General features: G+C 49.4%; 10 protein-coding genes. 5 read left to right on the top strand and 5 right to left on the bottom strand.

The annotated features are described in order from the left end of the window. Window positions 1-30: 30 nt before the first annotated feature. The 5 genes from sucA to sdhC all read right to left on the bottom strand — a co-directional run bounded on the left by sucA (window position 31) and on the right by sdhC (window position 6290). Window positions 31-2853: a 2-oxoglutarate dehydrogenase E1 component gene (sucA, locus tag L2712_RS12010; protein ID WP_088904829.1), complete on the bottom strand. Its 2823-nt coding sequence runs from the start codon at window positions 2851-2853 to the stop codon at window positions 31-33. A 215-nt stretch (window positions 2854-3068) separates the two neighbouring features. Continuing rightward, complete coding sequence (locus L2712_RS12005) at window positions 3069-3776, bottom strand: succinate dehydrogenase iron-sulfur subunit (protein ID WP_033539615.1); 708 nt, start codon at window positions 3774-3776, stop codon at window positions 3069-3071. Window positions 3777-3786: 10 nt separating this feature from the next. Then, window positions 3787-5553: a succinate dehydrogenase flavoprotein subunit gene (sdhA, locus tag L2712_RS12000; protein WP_033539614.1), complete on the bottom strand. Its 1767-nt coding sequence runs from the start codon at window positions 5551-5553 to the stop codon at window positions 3787-3789. Next, entirely contained in the window at window positions 5554-5901 is a 348-nt protein-coding gene (sdhD, locus tag L2712_RS11995; protein ID WP_033539613.1) for a succinate dehydrogenase, hydrophobic membrane anchor protein, read from the bottom strand. It lies immediately after the preceding gene. Then, the gene (sdhC, locus tag L2712_RS11990; RefSeq protein ID WP_033539612.1) at window positions 5895-6290 is read right to left on the bottom strand and encodes a succinate dehydrogenase cytochrome b556 subunit; all 396 of its coding nucleotides are present in this window, start codon (window positions 6288-6290) and stop codon (window positions 5895-5897) included. The genes sdhD and sdhC overlap by 7 nt, the downstream gene beginning before the upstream one ends. Before the next feature lie 412 nt (window positions 6291-6702). On the opposite strand from sdhC, the gene L2712_RS11985 reads away from it, so the two are divergent. From L2712_RS11985 to L2712_RS11965, 5 genes are all read left to right on the top strand, one after another. Then, on the top strand, window positions 6703-7989 hold the full coding sequence (locus tag L2712_RS11985) for a citrate synthase (RefSeq protein WP_033539611.1): 1287 nt from the start codon (window positions 6703-6705) through the stop codon (window positions 7987-7989). Between the two features lie 427 nt (window positions 7990-8416). Continuing rightward, complete coding sequence (locus L2712_RS11980; protein ID WP_248977909.1) at window positions 8417-9481, top strand: efflux RND transporter periplasmic adaptor subunit; 1065 nt, start codon at window positions 8417-8419, stop codon at window positions 9479-9481. 14 nt (window positions 9482-9495) lie between these two features. Next, window positions 9496-12738, top strand: a complete 3243-nt coding sequence (locus L2712_RS11975) for an efflux RND transporter permease subunit (protein ID WP_248977908.1) — start codon at window positions 9496-9498, stop codon at window positions 12736-12738. 2 nt (window positions 12739-12740) lie between these two features. Continuing rightward, a complete protein-coding gene (locus L2712_RS11970) occupies window positions 12741-15788 on the top strand; it encodes an efflux RND transporter permease subunit (protein ID WP_248977907.1) in 3048 nt (1015 codons plus the stop codon). 88 nt (window positions 15789-15876) lie between these two features. After that, window positions 15877-16749, top strand: a complete 873-nt coding sequence (locus L2712_RS11965; protein WP_248977906.1) for an MBL fold metallo-hydrolase — start codon at window positions 15877-15879, stop codon at window positions 16747-16749. Window positions 16750-16912: the final 163 nt, after the last annotated feature.

Here is a 16912-nt window from a genome sequence, read left to right as displayed (position 1 = left end):
GGAAAGCTATCCTTTTTATATTGTCTATTACTACAGTTTTAATGCGCTATTAATTAAAGATTCTTGCTGCTGAGCGTGCAGAGCCGGATAACCACATGCGGGTGCTGCCGAGGCTTCACGACCTGCATAGGTTAATTGGGCACCGGCTGGAATGGCCGACCAGAAGTGGTGCTGGCTGCAATACCAAGCGCCCTGGTTCTGAGGCTCTTCCTGACACCAAACGAAATCTTTAACGTGCTGATACTGGGCGAGAATCTGCGCCATATCTTCGTGTGGGAACGGGTACAGTTGTTCTACACGAATCAGCGCAATGTTGGTCTGGTTCTCTTTACGACGCTTTTCAAGCAATTCGAAGTAAACCTTACCACTACAGAAGACCACGCGATCGACCTTGCTGCTATCAAGCTCATCAATCTCACCAATCACATTTTGGAACGTGCCTTCGGCAAGTTCTTCCATGGTTGACACGGCCAGCGGATGACGCAGCAGTGACTTAGGTGACATAACCACCAGAGGACGACGCATAGGACGCACCACCTGACGGCGCAGCATGTGATATACCTGAGCCGGTGTCGAAGGAACACACACCTGCATATTGTGGTTTGCACAAAGTTGCAGGAAACGCTCCAGACGTGCACTCGAGTGCTCTGGGCCCTGCCCTTCATAGCCATGAGGCAACAGCATGGTTAAACCACACAGACGGCCCCACTTCTGCTCACCAGAAGAGAGGAACTGATCGATAACCACCTGAGCACAGTTAGCGAAGTCACCGAACTGGGCTTCCCAAATGGTCAATCCACCGGGTTCAGCTGTGGCATAGCCGTACTCGAACGCCAATACTGAGGCTTCAGACAATACCGAGTCAGAAATATCGATAGGGCCTTGCATATCAGACAGCTGACGAAGCGGCAGATAGGCAGTCGCGTCATTCTGATTATGTAGCACAGCATGACGGTGGAAGAAGGTACCACGGCCTGAGTCTTGACCCGTAATGCGCACGCGCTTGTTGTCGTCCAAAATCGAGGCGTAAGCTAAGGTCTCGGCAAAACCCCAATCCAGTAGCTTGTCACCAGCTGCCATGGCCGCACGATCTTTGTAGATCTTAGCAACGCGCGACTGCAACTTATGGCTCTCAGGCACATAGCTGATCTTCTCAGCCAAGGCTTTAAGGCGCGCCAGCGGCAATTCGGCAGGATAAGCCTCATCCCATTCGCGATTCAGATAAGGCGTCCAGTCAACTGTGTGCAGCGTCATCGGACGCCACTCTTTCACCACGCAATCCCCCTTATCCAGTGCATCGCGATAGTCGTTGATCATCGACGTCACTTCATCTGCACCAAGCGTCTTCTCTTCGATCAGGCGATCGGCGTAGATCTTACGTGGTGTTGGATGCTTTTTAATCTTGGCATACATCAGCGGCTGAGTCGCACTCGGCTCATCGGCTTCGTTATGGCCATGACGTCGGTAACAAACCAGATCGATCACCACATCACGCTTGAACTCGTTGCGATAATCAACCGCAACCTGAGCCACAAAAGCAACGGCTTCTGGGTCATCTGCATTGACGTGGAAAATGGGCGCCTGAACCATCTTAGCGATGTCGGTACAGTACTCAGTAGAGCGGGTATCTTCAGTCAGGTTGGTGGTAAAGCCCACTTGGTTGTTAACCACGATACGGATACTGCCACCCACTTTGAAAGCACGGGTTTGAGACATGTTAAAGGTCTCTTGGACAATACCTTGACCGGCAATCGCGCTGTCGCCATGAATAGTGATAGGCATGACCTGCAGACCAGTCTTACAGCCGCGGCGGTCAAGACGTGCTCTTACCGAGCCCATAACCACAGGGTTAACGATCTCAAGATGCGAGGGGTTAAAGGCCAGGGCTAGATGCACATTGCCACCTGGCGTTTCGAAATCTGATGAGAAACCTTGGTGATATTTAACGTCACCCGAACCATTGAGCTCATCGCTATGCTTACCAGCAAATTCGTCAAACAGTTCTGATGGCTTCTTACCTAAGATGTTAACCAGCAGGTTTAGACGACCACGGTGAGCCATGCCCACGACAATCTCTTTGGTACCCGCTTCGCCACCGCGATAGATGATTTCACGCATCATAGGCACTAGCGCATCACCACCTTCCAGCGAGAAACGCTTGGCACCTGGGAACTTGGCCCCAAGATACTTTTCCATCCCCTCGGCGGCATTTAGGCCTTCAAGAATTCGGGTTTTAGTGCTTTTATCGTAATTAGCGCTACCTAATGATGGCTCCAAGCGTTGTTGAATCCAACGCTTCTCATCAGTATCCGTGATATGCATGTATTCCGCGCCGATAGCACCACAATAAGTGGTCTTCAGTGCTTTCACCAGATCACCTAGCTTCATGGTGTCGCCACCGTGAGCAAATGAACCAGTATTGAATTCACGCTCCATATCTTCGCTGGTTAAGCCGTGGAAGGCAGGGTCCAATTCAGAGACGGTTTCGCGTTTCCATATACCGAGAGGGTCCAGATTCGCATTCTGGTGGCCACGGAAACGGTGCGCGTTAATCAACTGAAGAACTTTAACCTGTTTAGCGTCGACTTCGGGATCCGTCACACGAGCAGCGCTCTTGTGGCGGCCTTCTAACGCCAAACTACGGAAATATTCACGTACTTTAGAGTGGGCAGCTTCGGGTACATCTGCTGTTGCACCGTTGGCATATGGGAGGTTATCAAACACCGCTCGCCAGTCGTCTGAAACTGACTGAGGGTCCTCTTGATAGGCTTCATACATCTCTTCTACATAGGTCGAGTTCGCGCCACTCAAGTGAGACGAATCGAGCCAGGCTTTCATGATGCCTTGGTGCATTTCTATTCCTTTCAAACTTTATACACGTGTTTTTAGCCAAAGTATTGAAAATGCAATCCCAGTTAAATGCACTGCAATTGCAAAATATCTGCCGCCCCTAGAGTCCAGATTTCACGGCATGTGTAGTTCCATTACATAAAAGAGCCACTTCTCACATAGGAGAAGTGACTCTCAATGAGCTATATAATTATTAAAATTAGCTCAGTGTGTTGCATTTATACTGCTCGCTTCAGCAACATGGACTTAATGTGTCCAATTGCTTTCGTCGGGTTGAGTCCTTTCGGACACACATCAACACAGTTCATGATGCCATGGCAACGGAATACGCTGTATGCATCGTCAAGCTCAGACAAACGCTCTTCGGTCGCGGTATCGCGGCTATCGATAAGGAAACGATAAGCATGCAACAGGCCGCTTGGTCCGACAAACTTGTCTGGGTTCCACCAGAATGATGGACAAGCCGTTGAACAACACGCACACATGATACACTCATAAAGACCATCTAAGTGCGCACGCTCTTCTGGCGATTGCAGATGCTCACGAGCTGGCGTCTTTTCATCGTTGATCAGGTAAGGTTTGATCTTCTCATACTGCTTGTAGAACTGAGTCAGGTCGACAATCAGGTCACGCACAACAGGCATACCCGGCAGTGGACGTATTTCCAGTTTCTTACCTTTGAAGGTAGAAATAGGCGTAATACAAGCCAGACCATTCTTACCATTCATGTTCACGCCATCACTACCACATACACCTTCACGGCATGAGCGACGGAACGCCAACGTTGGGTCTTGAACCTTCAGCTGCATCAGGACATCCAATACCATCATATCGGTACCTTCAGCCACTTCCAGCGTGTAATCCTTCATGTAAGGCTTAGTGTCTACTTCAGGATTATAGCGATAAATAGCAATCTTCAAATTCATCTTATCTTCCTTAGTAGGTACGCTTGATTGGCGGGAAGGCTTCACGAAGCTTAGGCTCCATGTTCACCGCACGCTTGGTCATCTGCTCTGTCACAGGATCGAACAGGCTGTGGCATAACCAGTTGTCATCATCACGCTCGAGGTAATCTTCGCGTGAGTGCGCCCCACGACTCTCTTTACGGAAGTTAGCCGCGTAAGCCGTGGCGATGGCTGTTGCCATCAGGTTGTCTAGCTCTAAACACTCGATACGCTGAGTGTTGAACTCTTTCGAGTTATCAGACAACTTGGCATTGGCCAGACGCTCACGAATCGCCTTAAGCTCTTCGAGACCTTCTGCCATGGCGTCACCGCTACGGAATACTGAGAAGTTAAGCTGCATACACAGCTGAAGATCTTTACGGATCTTCGCAGGATCTTCACCGTCTTTGTTACTTTCCCAACGGTTTAGACGCTCAAGTGATTTCGCGATGTCGGCATCGGTAGCATCTTTAGGATCAGCAGTCTCATCCAACGCCTTACCCAAGTGTTGACCCGCTGCGCGGCCAAAGACCACAAGGTCAAGTAGCGAGTTACCACCGAGTCGGTTGGCACCGTGTACCGATACACAGGCAATTTCGCCTACGGCAAACAGACCAGAAACATCAGTTTCGCTGCCGTCTTCATTCTTACGAATCACCTGACCGCTCACCTTAGCAGGTAGACCACCCATCATATAGTGACAGGTTGGCAATACAGGGATTGGGCCATCGGCCGGATCGATATGCGCGAAGGTACGAGACAGTTCACATACGCCAGGTAGACGTGCTTCGAGGGTCTCTTTACCTAAGTGATCAAGTTTCAATAGACAGTGAGGACCTAATGGGCCATCGAGACCACGACCTTCACGAATTTCAGTCATCATAGAACGTGCAACCACGTCACGCGATGCTAAGTCTTTCGCGTTTGGCGCATAACGCTCCATGAAACGCTCGCCGTCTTTGTTTAGCAGATATCCGCCTTCACCACGACAGCCTTCAGTGACCAGTACACCCGCGCCGGCGATACCGGTTGGGTGGAACTGCCACATTTCCATATCTTGCATCTGCACACCAGCGCGCATCGCCATACCGACGCCGTCACCCGTGTTGATGTGAGCGTTAGTGGTAGAGGCGTAGATACGGCCAGCACCACCTGTCGCTAAGATAGTGGCTTTAGACTTGAAGTAAACAATCTCACCGGTTTCGATTTCGATTGCAGTACAGCCAACGATAGCACCATCTTCGTTTTTCACGAGATCCAGTGCGTACCACTCAGAGAAGACTTCAGTCTTATGCTTAACGTTCTGCTGGTATAGGCAGTGGAGTAGCGCGTGACCAGTACGGTCGGCCGCAGCAGCGGTACGAGCTGCTTGCTCGCCACCGAAGTTTTTAGACTGGCCGCCAAAAGGACGCTGATAGATCTTACCGTTTTCGAAACGAGAGAATGGTAGACCCATATGCTCAAGCTCGATAATGGCTTCTGGACCGGTTTGACACATAAATTCGATAGCGTCTTGGTCACCGATGAAATCGGAACCTTTTACCGTATCGTACATGTGTTGTTCCCAATGGTCTTCATGGGCGTTTCCTAGGGCTACGGTAATACCACCCTGGGCTGAAACGGTATGAGAACGCGTTGGAAATACTTTAGATAACAGCGCGCAGCTCTTACCTTCTTTAGAAATCTGTAGTGCAGCTCGCATACCCGCGCCACCGGCGCCAATTACGATTGCATCAAATTCACGAACTGGAATACTCACTTAAACACCCCACACAATAACAATGCCAGCAGCCAGATAAGAAAGTGCTGCTACGACGAAGACGAATTGGAGTACGCCACGAACTGCGACCGGCTTAACATAGTCGGTTAGCACTTGCCAGATACCGATCCAGGAATGAACCAGAATGGCAACCAAGGCTAAAAGCGTAAACACTTTCATCGGCAAAGCACTGAATAACCCGTGCCATACGTCATAAGTGAGAGGAGCACTAGCGGCAATGAATCCTACTAAAAAAATAGTGTAACAAGTAAGGATCACGGCACTAGCACGAAGAAGAATAAAATCATGAACGCCACTGCGTCCAAGACTCGCTGCATTTGTTACCATACCCAAATCCCCGCAATGATTGACCATGCCGCAGCAATAACAAACGCGGCTTTCGCTGAAGCGTTACCTGAGTCCAACTCTTCCCAACAACCGGTATCCATAATCAGATGGCGTAAGCCAACAATCAGGTGATAGCCAAGCGCAGTAAGAATTCCCCAGACGACAAACTTAACGATGAAGTTATCAAATAGAGATTGAATGCCCGCGAAACTCTCAGCAGATGCGAGTGACTCACTCAACAACCAGATAAGAATGCCGACGGCAAACAGCATGATGACACCGGAAACACGGTGTAGGATTGACGCAATCGCTGTTGCAGGAAAGCGAATGGTCTGCAGATCTAGATGGACAGGTCTTTGCTTTTTCACGTTCTGCTCACTCTGCTCCATTGAGCATTATTTTTGTTATTGAACCTCTTTCGAACGAAATTTGACCAGCAAGCAAACTTACCACCTCCTCTCGCCTCAAAAGAAAAGTTGAAACAAACAGTTAACTAATTCAAAAAACACTAATTAAGCTTGTAAATAATGGTTTTCGAATTGGTTTGTTTGTAGCTCTTTCGAGCCGAAGCAAGTATACGCCCCACAAATGTCAAATACAAACATCACATTATGCAAATTTTGTTTTTTTGGTAAAAAATTCTAGCAAGTTGCTTTAATGACGGGCACTTACGTCAAATTAAGACCATGGTCTAACAAATTTAAACAGTTATTTAAATTGAAATGTGATCTAGATTCACTGTAAAGTATTGGCGTTTGACAAAGCCGCACTCACATAAGAATGAAGTAAGGAGAACGGGGTATGGCTGATAATATAGCCAAATTGGAACTACCAGGGAACGATTCGATTGAACTGCCTATTAAGAAAGGAACGGCGGGATTTGATGTTATCGACATCAGTAAACTCGGTAGCAAAGGTCATTTTACATTTGACCCAGGATTCCTAGCGACAGCATCCTGCGAATCAGCTATCACCTACATTGATGGCGCCCAAGGTATACTTTTACACCGTGGTTACGCTATCGACGAACTTGCCGTCGATTCAGATTATTTAGATCTTTGTTATCTGCTGCTTTACGGTGAGCTACCTAACAAGGCTCAATACGACAAATTTGTCTACACGGTAAAGACACACACTATGGTTAACGAGCAACTTGCGTCGTTCTTCCGTGGTTTCCGCCGTGATGCACACCCAATGGCTATGCTATGTGGTGTTACAGGTGCATTGTCTGCATTCTATCAAGACTCTCTCGATGTTAACGACGAACACCACCGCGAAATTGCGGCGTTCCGTTTAGTCTCTAAGATGCCGACTATCGCCGCTATGTGTTACAAGTATTCAATTGGTCAGCCATTTGTTTACCCACGTAACGACCTAAGCTATGCGGGGAACTTCCTAAGCATGATGTTTGCGGTCCCTTGTGAAGAGTACAAGGTTAACCCTATCATCGAGCGTGCTATGGACCGTATCTTTATCCTGCACGCAGATCATGAGCAAAATGCTTCTACCTCTACTGTGCGTCTAGCTGGTTCTTCAGGAGCGAACCCATTTGCGTGTATCGCAGCGGGTATTGCCTCACTGTGGGGGCCTGCACATGGCGGCGCAAACGAAGCTTGCCTGAACATGCTAGAAGAGATTGGTACTGTTGATCGTATTCCTGAGTTTATCGAACGTGCAAAGGATAAAGATGATCCATTCCGTCTGATGGGCTTCGGTCACCGCGTTTACAAGAACTTCGACCCTCGCGCCAAAGTCATGCGTGAAACTTGCCACGAAGTGCTTGCCGAGCTTAAGGTTAACGATCCACTGCTCGACGTAGCGATGGAGCTTGAGCGTATCGCACTGGAAGATGAATACTTTGTGTCTAAGAAGCTTTATCCAAACGTAGACTTCTACTCAGGTATCATCATGAAGGCTATCGGTATTCCAACTAGCATGTTCACCGTACTGTTCGCTCTAGCGCGCACTGTAGGTTGGATTGCTCACTGGAAAGAGATGTTGGATCAGCCTGGTCACAAGATCAGCCGTCCACGTCAGCTTTACACAGGTTCGGCAGAACGCGGCTTCGTCAAACTAGATCAGCGTTAATCCCTGCCTAATCTTAAAAAGCACCCTTAAGGGTGCTTTTTTTATGCCTATCTCGCTTTATATACGCCTTTTTAAGCCTGTCCTTTTATGGCTCCTCTAAATATCACGCATCCATTCTCACTCCATCCATGGCATCAGGTTCTATACCTATTTTTTGCTCATATTCGGCCCGCCAAACAAGAGAGGCTTCGACTAAAATATTAAAGATACATTTTGTATCAAATCCAATTTGCGCTCCCATGGCTAACAGTCATAACTTTAAGTAGTCAAAATCATCACTTGTTAAACATTTTCGCTACAAACCAATTAACAAGTTCATCAACTCAAGGGTTTATTTGGTACAAACAATTGAAAAATATAGATTTAAAATTTTGGCACACCTTGTGCTTACTAAGGCTAATTGGATAAATAACATAGGTATCTTCACATGGAATCTTTTTCAAAGTTTAAGTTGGCACTTCCCCTACTATTTGTTGCCGTACTCAGTGCATGTGGCAATGAGGAAACAAAAAAAGAAGAAGAAAAATACGCCGTTCCCGTTGAAACCACGACTGTAATACAAGGTGACGTCTCCTCCTTTTATAGCACTACTGCAACCCTGGAAGCGCCTCAGGAAGCCGATGTCGTTAGCCGTATCGCGGGTCTTATCGAAGAGATTAAGGTTGAAGAAGGGGATCGCGTCACCAAAGGGCAACTGTTAGCCGTGATTGATGCGAAACGCCAACGCTACGACCTGGCGCGCTCTCAAGCCGAAGTGGAGATTATCGAACAAGAACTGAATCGTTTGAAGAAGATGGGTAATAAAGAGTTTATCAGCGCCGACTCCATGGCCAAACTCGAATACAACCTGCAGGCCGCCATCGCCAAACGCGACTTAGCTGCACTGCAAGTACAGGAAAGCATGGTACGCTCCCCCATCGACGGTGTTGTCGCTAAGCGCTATGTCAAGGCCGGTAACATGGCCAAAGAGTTCGAGCAGCTCTTCTATGTGGTTAACCAAGATGAACTTTACGGCATCGTCCACCTACCAGAAGCACAGCTGCAGAGCCTACGTTTAGGTCAGGAAGCTGAGCTATATGCCAACAAGCACACCAAAGAGACTGTTCACGCGAAGGTTCTTCGCATCAGTCCCATAGTCGACCCACAAAGTGGTACCTTTAAAGTCACTCTGTCTGTTCCGAACCAAAATGCCCAACTCAAGGCGGGTATGTTTACCCGGGTAGAGCTGAGATACGATACTCATAGCAATGTGATAACCGTTCCCTACAACGCTGTAGTCAATCAAGATAATCAATACGCCCTATATGTCGTCCAAGGTGACAATGCCCTGCGCCGCGAAGTGTCGTTAGGTTACCGCGAAGCCGATACCGTTGAAGTCGTGTCTGGATTGGAACCCGGTGAGCAGATAGTGATCCGTGGGCAACAAAACCTCAAAGATCAATCCTTAGTTGAAGTGATCAGCCAACTAGACGTTGCTCGCGCACAACAATAACGGGAACTCAGCTTATGTCGATTATTAATACTTCCGTTAAACGGCCGGTATCCGTGTGGATGTTTATGTTAGCCGTGATCCTGTTTGGCATGGTGGGCTTCTCTCGTCTGGCAGTGAAACTACTGCCGGATCTCAGCTACCCTACCATCACCATACGCACCCAATATGAAGGCGCCGCGCCGGTCGAGGTCGAGCAGCTTGTCTCTAAGCCGATCGAAGAAGCCGCTGGTATCGTTAAAGGCCTGCGTAAGATTAGCTCCATCTCCCGCTCTGGCATGTCCGATGTCGTACTCGAATTTGAATGGGGTACAGACATGGACATGGCGAGCCTAGAGGTCAGGGAAAAGCTAGATACCATTGAGCTGCCGCTGGATGTGAAAAAGCCACTCCTGCTGCGCTTTAACCCTAACCTGGATCCCATAGTCCGTCTGGCGCTCTCCCTACCCGACGCCGATGAACAATCACTCAAGCAGATGCGTACTTTTGCCGAGGAGGAGCTAAAGCGTCAGCTGGAATCTCTTAGCGGCGTCGCGGCCGTCAGACTCTCTGGCGGTCTGGAGCAAGAAGTACATATTCAACTCAATCAGGAAAAACTGACCCAACTTAACCTTAATGCCGACAAGATCCGTGAGCGAATCGCTGCCGAGAACATCAACCTTTCTGCCGGTAAAGTGGTTCAGGGTGAGAAAGAGTATCTGGTACGTACGCTAAATCAATTTAACTCCTTAGATGAGCTTGGCCAGATCATCGTCTATCGCGACAAGCAAACCCTGGTGCGTCTGTTCGAGGTGGCCGACATCATAGATGCCCACAAGGAACGTAACGATATCACCCGTATCGGCTCGGCGGAATCTATCGAACTGGCCATCTATAAAGAGGGTGATGCCAATACGGTTGCTGTGGCGCGCAAGGTTAGCGCTAAATTAGATGCCCTCAAAAAGCTCAACGAAAAAGCGGAGCTTAAGGTGATCTATGACCAATCCGAGTTTATCGAAAGCGCGGTGAGCGAAGTCACCTCGGCAGCACTGATTGGTAGTCTGCTTTCGATGCTGGTGATCTATCTGTTCCTTAGAGACATAGTGCCGACCCTTATCATCTCTATCTCGATTCCCTTCTCCGTGATCGCCACCTTTAATATGATGTATTTTGCCGACATCAGTCTCAATATTATGTCACTGGGTGGTATCGCCCTGGCAGTGGGACTTCTGGTTGATAACGCCATTGTGGTGCTGGAAAACATCGATCGCTGTCGTAAGCTGGGAATGAATAAACTAGACGCCGCGGTAACAGGCACCAAAGAGGTAGCGGGTGCAATCTTTGCCTCGACCATGACGACTCTGGCAGTATTCGTGCCTCTGGTATTTGTCGATGGCGTAGCCGGTGCGCTTTTCTCGGATCAGGCGCTAACGGTAACCTTCGCGCTACTGGCCTCACTACTGGTCGCGCTGACCACGATTCCAATGTTGGCATCGCGCGAAGGCTTTAAGGCGCTGCCCCACCTGGTTCAAAAACGTGAAAAACCTGTGCTAGACACTAAAATGGCCAAGGTAAAGCATTACGGCGCAACCGTTTGCTCCTTCCCTTTCGTACTGCTATTTAGTTACTTACCGTCACTACTGCTAACCTTGGCACTGATACTCAGCCGCGCCTTCTCCTGGCTTGCAGGCTTGGTGATGCGCCCAATCAGCTTAGCCTTTAACTGGTTTTATCATCTCCTCGAATACCTGTATCACAAGCTGCTGAGTCAGGCCCTGAAATTTACCTGGGTAACGCTGGCCATCGCCCTCACCCTCACACTCGGTACGATGAGCTTGATCCCAAGGCTTGGCATGGAGCTGATCCCGCCGATGAACCAAGGTGAGTTCTATGTAGAGGTCCTACTGCCTCCTGGCACGGAAGTGAGCGAGACAGACAGAGTATTACAGAAGCTGGCATTATCTATCAAAGACAGAGAAGATGTTAAACATGCATACAGCCAAGCCGGTAGCGGCGGGCTAATGACTTCAGATACCTCTCGCGGCGGTGAAAACTGGGGGCGTCTGCAAGTGGTACTGGCCGACCACCAAGCCTTTAATGAGGTCACCCAGGTGCTGCGCACCACAGCGATGCGCATCCCTGAGTTAGAAGCCAAAATTCAACATCCAGAGCTGTTTAGCTTCAAGACGCCACTGGAGATAGAGGTGATTGGCTATGACTTAGCTCAGCTCAAGCAGACCGCAGATAACCTTATCAGCGCGCTGTCTGACTCGGATCGTTTCGCCGACCTTAACACCAGCCTGCGTGACGGTCAGCCAGAGCTTAGTATCCGCTTCGACCACGCTCGCCTGGCTGCCTTGGGTATGGACGCACCGACGGTTGCTAACCGTATCGCCCAGCGCATCGGCGGCACAGTCGCCAGTCAGTACACTGTCCGTGACAGAAAGATCGACATCTTGGTACGTAGCGAACTTGAGGAGCGCGACCAGATCAGCGATATCGATTCGATGATCATCAACCCCAACAGCAATCAGCCGATCCCGCTGAGTGCCGTTGCCGATGTGTCTTTGAATCTGGGGCCCTCAGCCATCAACCGTATCAGCCAGCAGCGAGTGGCTATTGTCTCGGCTAACCTTGCCTATGGCGATCTCAACGACGCAGTAGTTGAGGCCAGAAGCATCATAGATCAGCAAAACCTACCAAGCTCGATTCAGGTACGTTTTGGCGGACAAAATGAGGAGATGGAACACTCCTTCCAGTCACTGCAAATCGCTTTAGTATTGGCAGTATTTCTGGTCTACCTCGTCATGGCCAGTCAGTTTGAGTCGCTCATTCATCCCCTGCTTATTCTTATCGCCGTACCTATGGCGGTGGGTGGCAGTATCTTTGGCCTGTTCATCACCCAAACTCACCTGAGCGTTGTGGTGTTTATCGGTCTTATCATGCTGGCAGGCATAGTGGTGAACAACGCTATCGTTTTGGTGGATCGCATCAATCAGTTGCGTCAACAGGGCATCGCTAAGCTAACGGCCATCGAAGAAGCCGCAAAATCCCGCCTGCGCCCCATCATCATGACCACAATGACGACAGCCTTAGGTTTGGCACCTATGGCACTGGGCTTAGGCGATGGTAGCGAAGTGCGTGCACCTATGGCGATCACCGTTATCTTCGGTCTGTCTCTGGCAACCCTGCTAACACTCGTGGTGATCCCGGCGCTCTACGCCCTGTTTGACCGCAAGGCATTTGATGCACCTGCCGAAGTCGCTCAAAAGGGAGAATGAGTATGAATATCACTCGTTTAGCCATCAGTCGGCCTGTGACCACCAGCATGTTCTTCGTCGCTATCTTGCTCTTTGGCTTGGCATCGAGTCGTCTGCTGCCTCTGGAGATGTTTCCTGGCATCGAGATGCCCCAGGTGATGATAGAAGTGCCCTACAAGGGCTCTACTCCCGCCGAAGTAGAGCGGGAGATCACCAATGTGCTAGAAGAGTCCCTCGCCACCATGGGAGGGATCGAAGAGCTGAGATCGCGCTCATCGCAAAATGGCGCCGAAATTGAACTCAGGATGAAGTGGGGCGAAAACGTCTCCACCAAGAGTCTGGAAGCCAGGGAAAAGGTGGATGCCGTGCGTCACCTGTTGCCTAAAGATGTCGAACGCGTCTTTATCCGCCAGTTCTCTACCGCTGATATGCCGGTACTGACTATACGTATCTCTAGCGAGCGGGAGCTCTCTGGTGCCTTTGACCTACTGGACAAGCAGCTTAAGAAGCCGCTTGAGCGAGTCGAAGGGGTCTCTCAGGTGAGTCTTTATGGCGTTGAACAAAAGCAAATTGAGATACGACTCGATGCCGATAAACTCAGCGCCACCGGCGTAAGCAGCACGGCATTACAACAACGTCTGAGCCAGGAAAACTTTATCGTCAGCGCCGGTACACTCAGGGCCAACACTAGGGTGTATCAAGTATCGCCTAAGGGCGAGTTTCGCGACCTTGATGATATCTCAGCCTTAGTGTTGATCCCTGGCGTGACCTTAGGGGACGTCGCCTCGATTCGCTACGCCCTGCCTGAGCGCCTGGACGGTCGTCATCTGGATCAGAAATATGCTGTCGGTCTGGACGTATTTAAGGAGTCCGGTGCCAATCTGGTCGATGTATCTGAACGGGTACTCAAGGTTATCGAAGCGGCTAAGCAAGATCAGCAGTTCAACGGCATCAAGCTGTTTATCATGGAAGATCAGGCCTATGGGGTTAAATCTTCCCTATCGGATCTGCTGACCGCAGGCTTAATCGGCGCCCTGCTCTCATTTGCTGTGCTGTATCTGTTTCTGCGCAACCTCAAGATGACACTTGTAGTGGTTTCCTCTGTGCCCATCTCACTGTGTATGACACTGGCGGGCATGTACTTCTTAGGCTATAGCCTGAACATTCTCTCGATGATGGGCTTGCTGCTGGCAGTGGGGATGCTGATCGACAATGCCGTGGTGGTAAGTGAAAGTGTGTTGCAGGAAAAGCAACATCAGGGCAAAGCATCGACCTCTCAAGCTGTGCTCACCGGGGTTAACAAGGTTGCTCTGGCGGTACTGGCTGGGACACTCACTACGGCTATCGTGTTCCTGCCCAATATCTTTGGGGTAAAGGTGGAGCTGACCATCTTCCTGGAACATGTCGCCATAGCGATCTGTATCTCGCTGGCGGCGTCACTCTTGATCGCCAAAACACTAATCCCCTTGATGTTAAGCAAGCTGCATTTTGAGATTGAGACCGACCCTAAGCCAAGCAAACTACAATCTTTTTATGAGCGCAGCCTTGCATGGATCTTGTGCAGACCCAAGCGTTCAGGCGTGATTGCCGTGATCATCTTGGCATCGACAGCCCTGCCACTGAGCATGGTGCAGCAAGACCAAAACGATGGTGAGGGAAACAACCGCCTTTACATCAACTATCAGGTAGAGGGACGCCACAGTCTGGATGTGACCGAGGCGATGATCAACCGCATGGAAGATTACCTCTATGCCAATAAAGAGGAGTTCTATATCGACTCGGTATACAGCTACTTCTCTGCTGACCGAGGTCAATCGACCCTGCTATTGCAAGAAGATGCCGACATAGATATCAAGGCGTTGAAACGCAAGATACGTGAAGGCTTTCCTAAATTCTCCATCGCCAAACCACAGTTTGGTTGGGGCAATGATAACAATGGCATTCGCGTAACTTTAACTGGCCGCTCCACCAGCGAACTGATCACCATCAGCGAGCAAGTGGTTCCTTTGTTGGCCAAGATTGAAGGCCTTAGCGATGTGCGCTCAGAGCTCAACAGCACGCAGCAAGAAGTGATAATCGAGCTGGATCGCACTATGGCAGCGAGACTTGATTTAAGCCTCAGCGAGCTGGCGCGTAATGTCTCTATGGCGCTTCGCGGCTCACCACTACGCTCTTTTAGACACGATCCAAGCGGTGAGCTGCGCATCGAGTTAGCTTACGATAAGAAGTGGCGCGAATCTTTGGAAAAGCTCAAAGAGCTGCCAATCGTCCGTCAGGGCAGTCGCGTCTATACACTTCAGAGCCTGGCCGAGATCTCGATTCGTCCACGATTTGACACTATCCGCCACTATGATCGTCAAACCGCGCTTTCTATCGGCGCTAACTTAGATGAGATGACCACTGAAGCGGCGCAAAAAGCGATAAAGCAGGTGATGGATACCGTACAGTTCCAACCTGGCTATGGTTACTCGCTACGTGGCGGTTTCCAGCGCCAGGACGAAGATCAGGCCATCATGGCGACCAATATGATCTTGGCTATCGCCATGATCTATATCGTCATGGCTGCCCTGTTTGAATCTTTGCTGCTGCCAACGGCCATCATTACCTCTATCCTATTTTCCATTACCGGAGTTTTCTGGGCACTGTTACTGACAGGCACGTCAATGTCTATCATGGCAATGATTGGGATTCTGATCTTAATGGGCATAGTGGTTAATAACGGGATAGTCTTGGTGGATCAGATAAACCAGAAAACACCCGAACTGGATCGCCTCTCCGATACCATACGCCAAGTGTGTATTACACGTTTACGTCCGGTATTGATGACGGTTGGTACCACAGTATTGGGACTTATACCGCTCGCCATGGGAGATACCCAAATCGGTGGCGGCGGTCCCCCTTATGCGCCTATGGCAATTGCCATCATAGGTGGCTTAAGCTTCTCGACGCTTACCAGTCTCTATCTGGTGCCGCTCTGTTATCAAGCACTTTATCGTATGCGCCATCAGGCAGCGATAAAACTTGGCAACGCCGATCAGTTTACCCGCCGTATCATGCCGTGGGCGCACTAAAACTTAAGGAAAAGAAAAGGCTGCTTCTTGCAGCCTTTTTAATATGCAACTATATAAACTGATTCAACAAATATAAAAAGGCTCCCCAATGAATAGCATGGCTCGCTTCACTCTAACCAGCTTACTGCTTTACTGTGTAAGCATTAGCTACACTGCCGCTGAGGATAAATTTGCACAGGTAAAAATCTCAGCCACCAAGTTAACCGAGCATATCTATATGCTTAGCGGTGCTGGCGGCAATATCGGTGTGTCCGCCGGCGAGGATGGTGTACTCATCATAGATGATCAATTTGCCCCTTTAGCCGACAAAATTAGTGCGGCGCTGGCCGATATTCAAACTGGCAAACCCAAATATATCGTCAATACCCACTATCATGGGGATCATACTGGCGGCAATGGTTTCTTCGGACAAACTGGCGCCATATTCGCCCACGATAATGTACTTAAGCGATTAGCCAGCGACGAAAAGTTTTCACCCGAGGCACTACCAAGCATCACCTATGAACAAGGGATCAAGATCCATTTTAATCGCGATACCCTGCACCTAGTGCATCTGGGCGCTGCCCATACCGATGGCGACAGTGTCGTGTTTTGGCGCAACGCACCTGTGGTGCATATGGGCGATCTCTTCTTTAAAGACAGATTCCCCTATATCGATCTGAAGGCAGGAGGCTCTGTGCTTGGCTATCGTGACAGTGTTGCCACCATATTAGCCAGGGTCGATGAAGATACTAAAATCATACCTGGCCATGGCGATCTCGCCACAAAACAAGACCTTATTCGTTTCAAAAAGATGCTAGATATGTCTATCGACTGGATGATGCAGCAACTTAAAGCCAAAAAGTCTCTCGACGAGATAAAACAGCAGGGATTACCCGAAGCACTACAGGGGTGGGGCTGGAAATTTATCTCACAAGAAACCTGGATAGACACTCTCTATAACGGCCTAAGTGAGCAATAACGACAATGAGGAGACTTTGTCTCCTCATTTTTTAGCGAATGCTGCCACTTCTCGCTAACTCATATCACTCAAAAAGTCATTTTATAGCCAGACACTCAAAGGGTTAGCAAGTAGCATATCATTCAACTGAATTGACTAAATTCATGAAAGTCAATTCCGCCCA

The organism is Shewanella marisflavi (genome assembly GCF_023283925.1).
In the GTDB taxonomy this organism is placed as follows: domain Bacteria; phylum Pseudomonadota; class Gammaproteobacteria; order Enterobacterales; family Shewanellaceae; genus Shewanella; species Shewanella marisflavi.
Note: the sequence above shows the minus strand (reverse complement) of the source record. Positions and strands in the feature narration are given on the sequence as shown.

Excerpts from the sequence above, each read along its gene's own strand:
- sucA (WP_088904829.1), bottom strand. The coding sequence starts at position 2,853 with ATGCACCAAGGCATCATGAAAGCCTGGCTCGATTCGTCTCACTTGAGT.
- L2712_RS12005 (WP_033539615.1), bottom strand. The coding sequence starts at position 3,776 with ATGAATTTGAAGATTGCTATTTATCGCTATAATCCTGAAGTAGACACT.
- sdhD (WP_033539613.1), bottom strand. The coding sequence starts at position 5,901 with ATGGTAACAAATGCAGCGAGTCTTGGACGCAGTGGCGTTCATGATTTT.
- sdhC (WP_033539612.1), bottom strand. The coding sequence starts at position 6,290 with ATGGAGCAGAGTGAGCAGAACGTGAAAAAGCAAAGACCTGTCCATCTA.
- L2712_RS11985 (WP_033539611.1), top strand. The coding sequence starts at position 6,703 with ATGGCTGATAATATAGCCAAATTGGAACTACCAGGGAACGATTCGATT.
- L2712_RS11980 (WP_248977909.1), top strand. The coding sequence starts at position 8,417 with ATGGAATCTTTTTCAAAGTTTAAGTTGGCACTTCCCCTACTATTTGTT.
- L2712_RS11975 (WP_248977908.1), top strand. The coding sequence starts at position 9,496 with ATGTCGATTATTAATACTTCCGTTAAACGGCCGGTATCCGTGTGGATG.
- L2712_RS11970 (WP_248977907.1), top strand. The coding sequence starts at position 12,741 with ATGAATATCACTCGTTTAGCCATCAGTCGGCCTGTGACCACCAGCATG.
- L2712_RS11965 (WP_248977906.1), top strand. The coding sequence starts at position 15,877 with ATGAATAGCATGGCTCGCTTCACTCTAACCAGCTTACTGCTTTACTGT.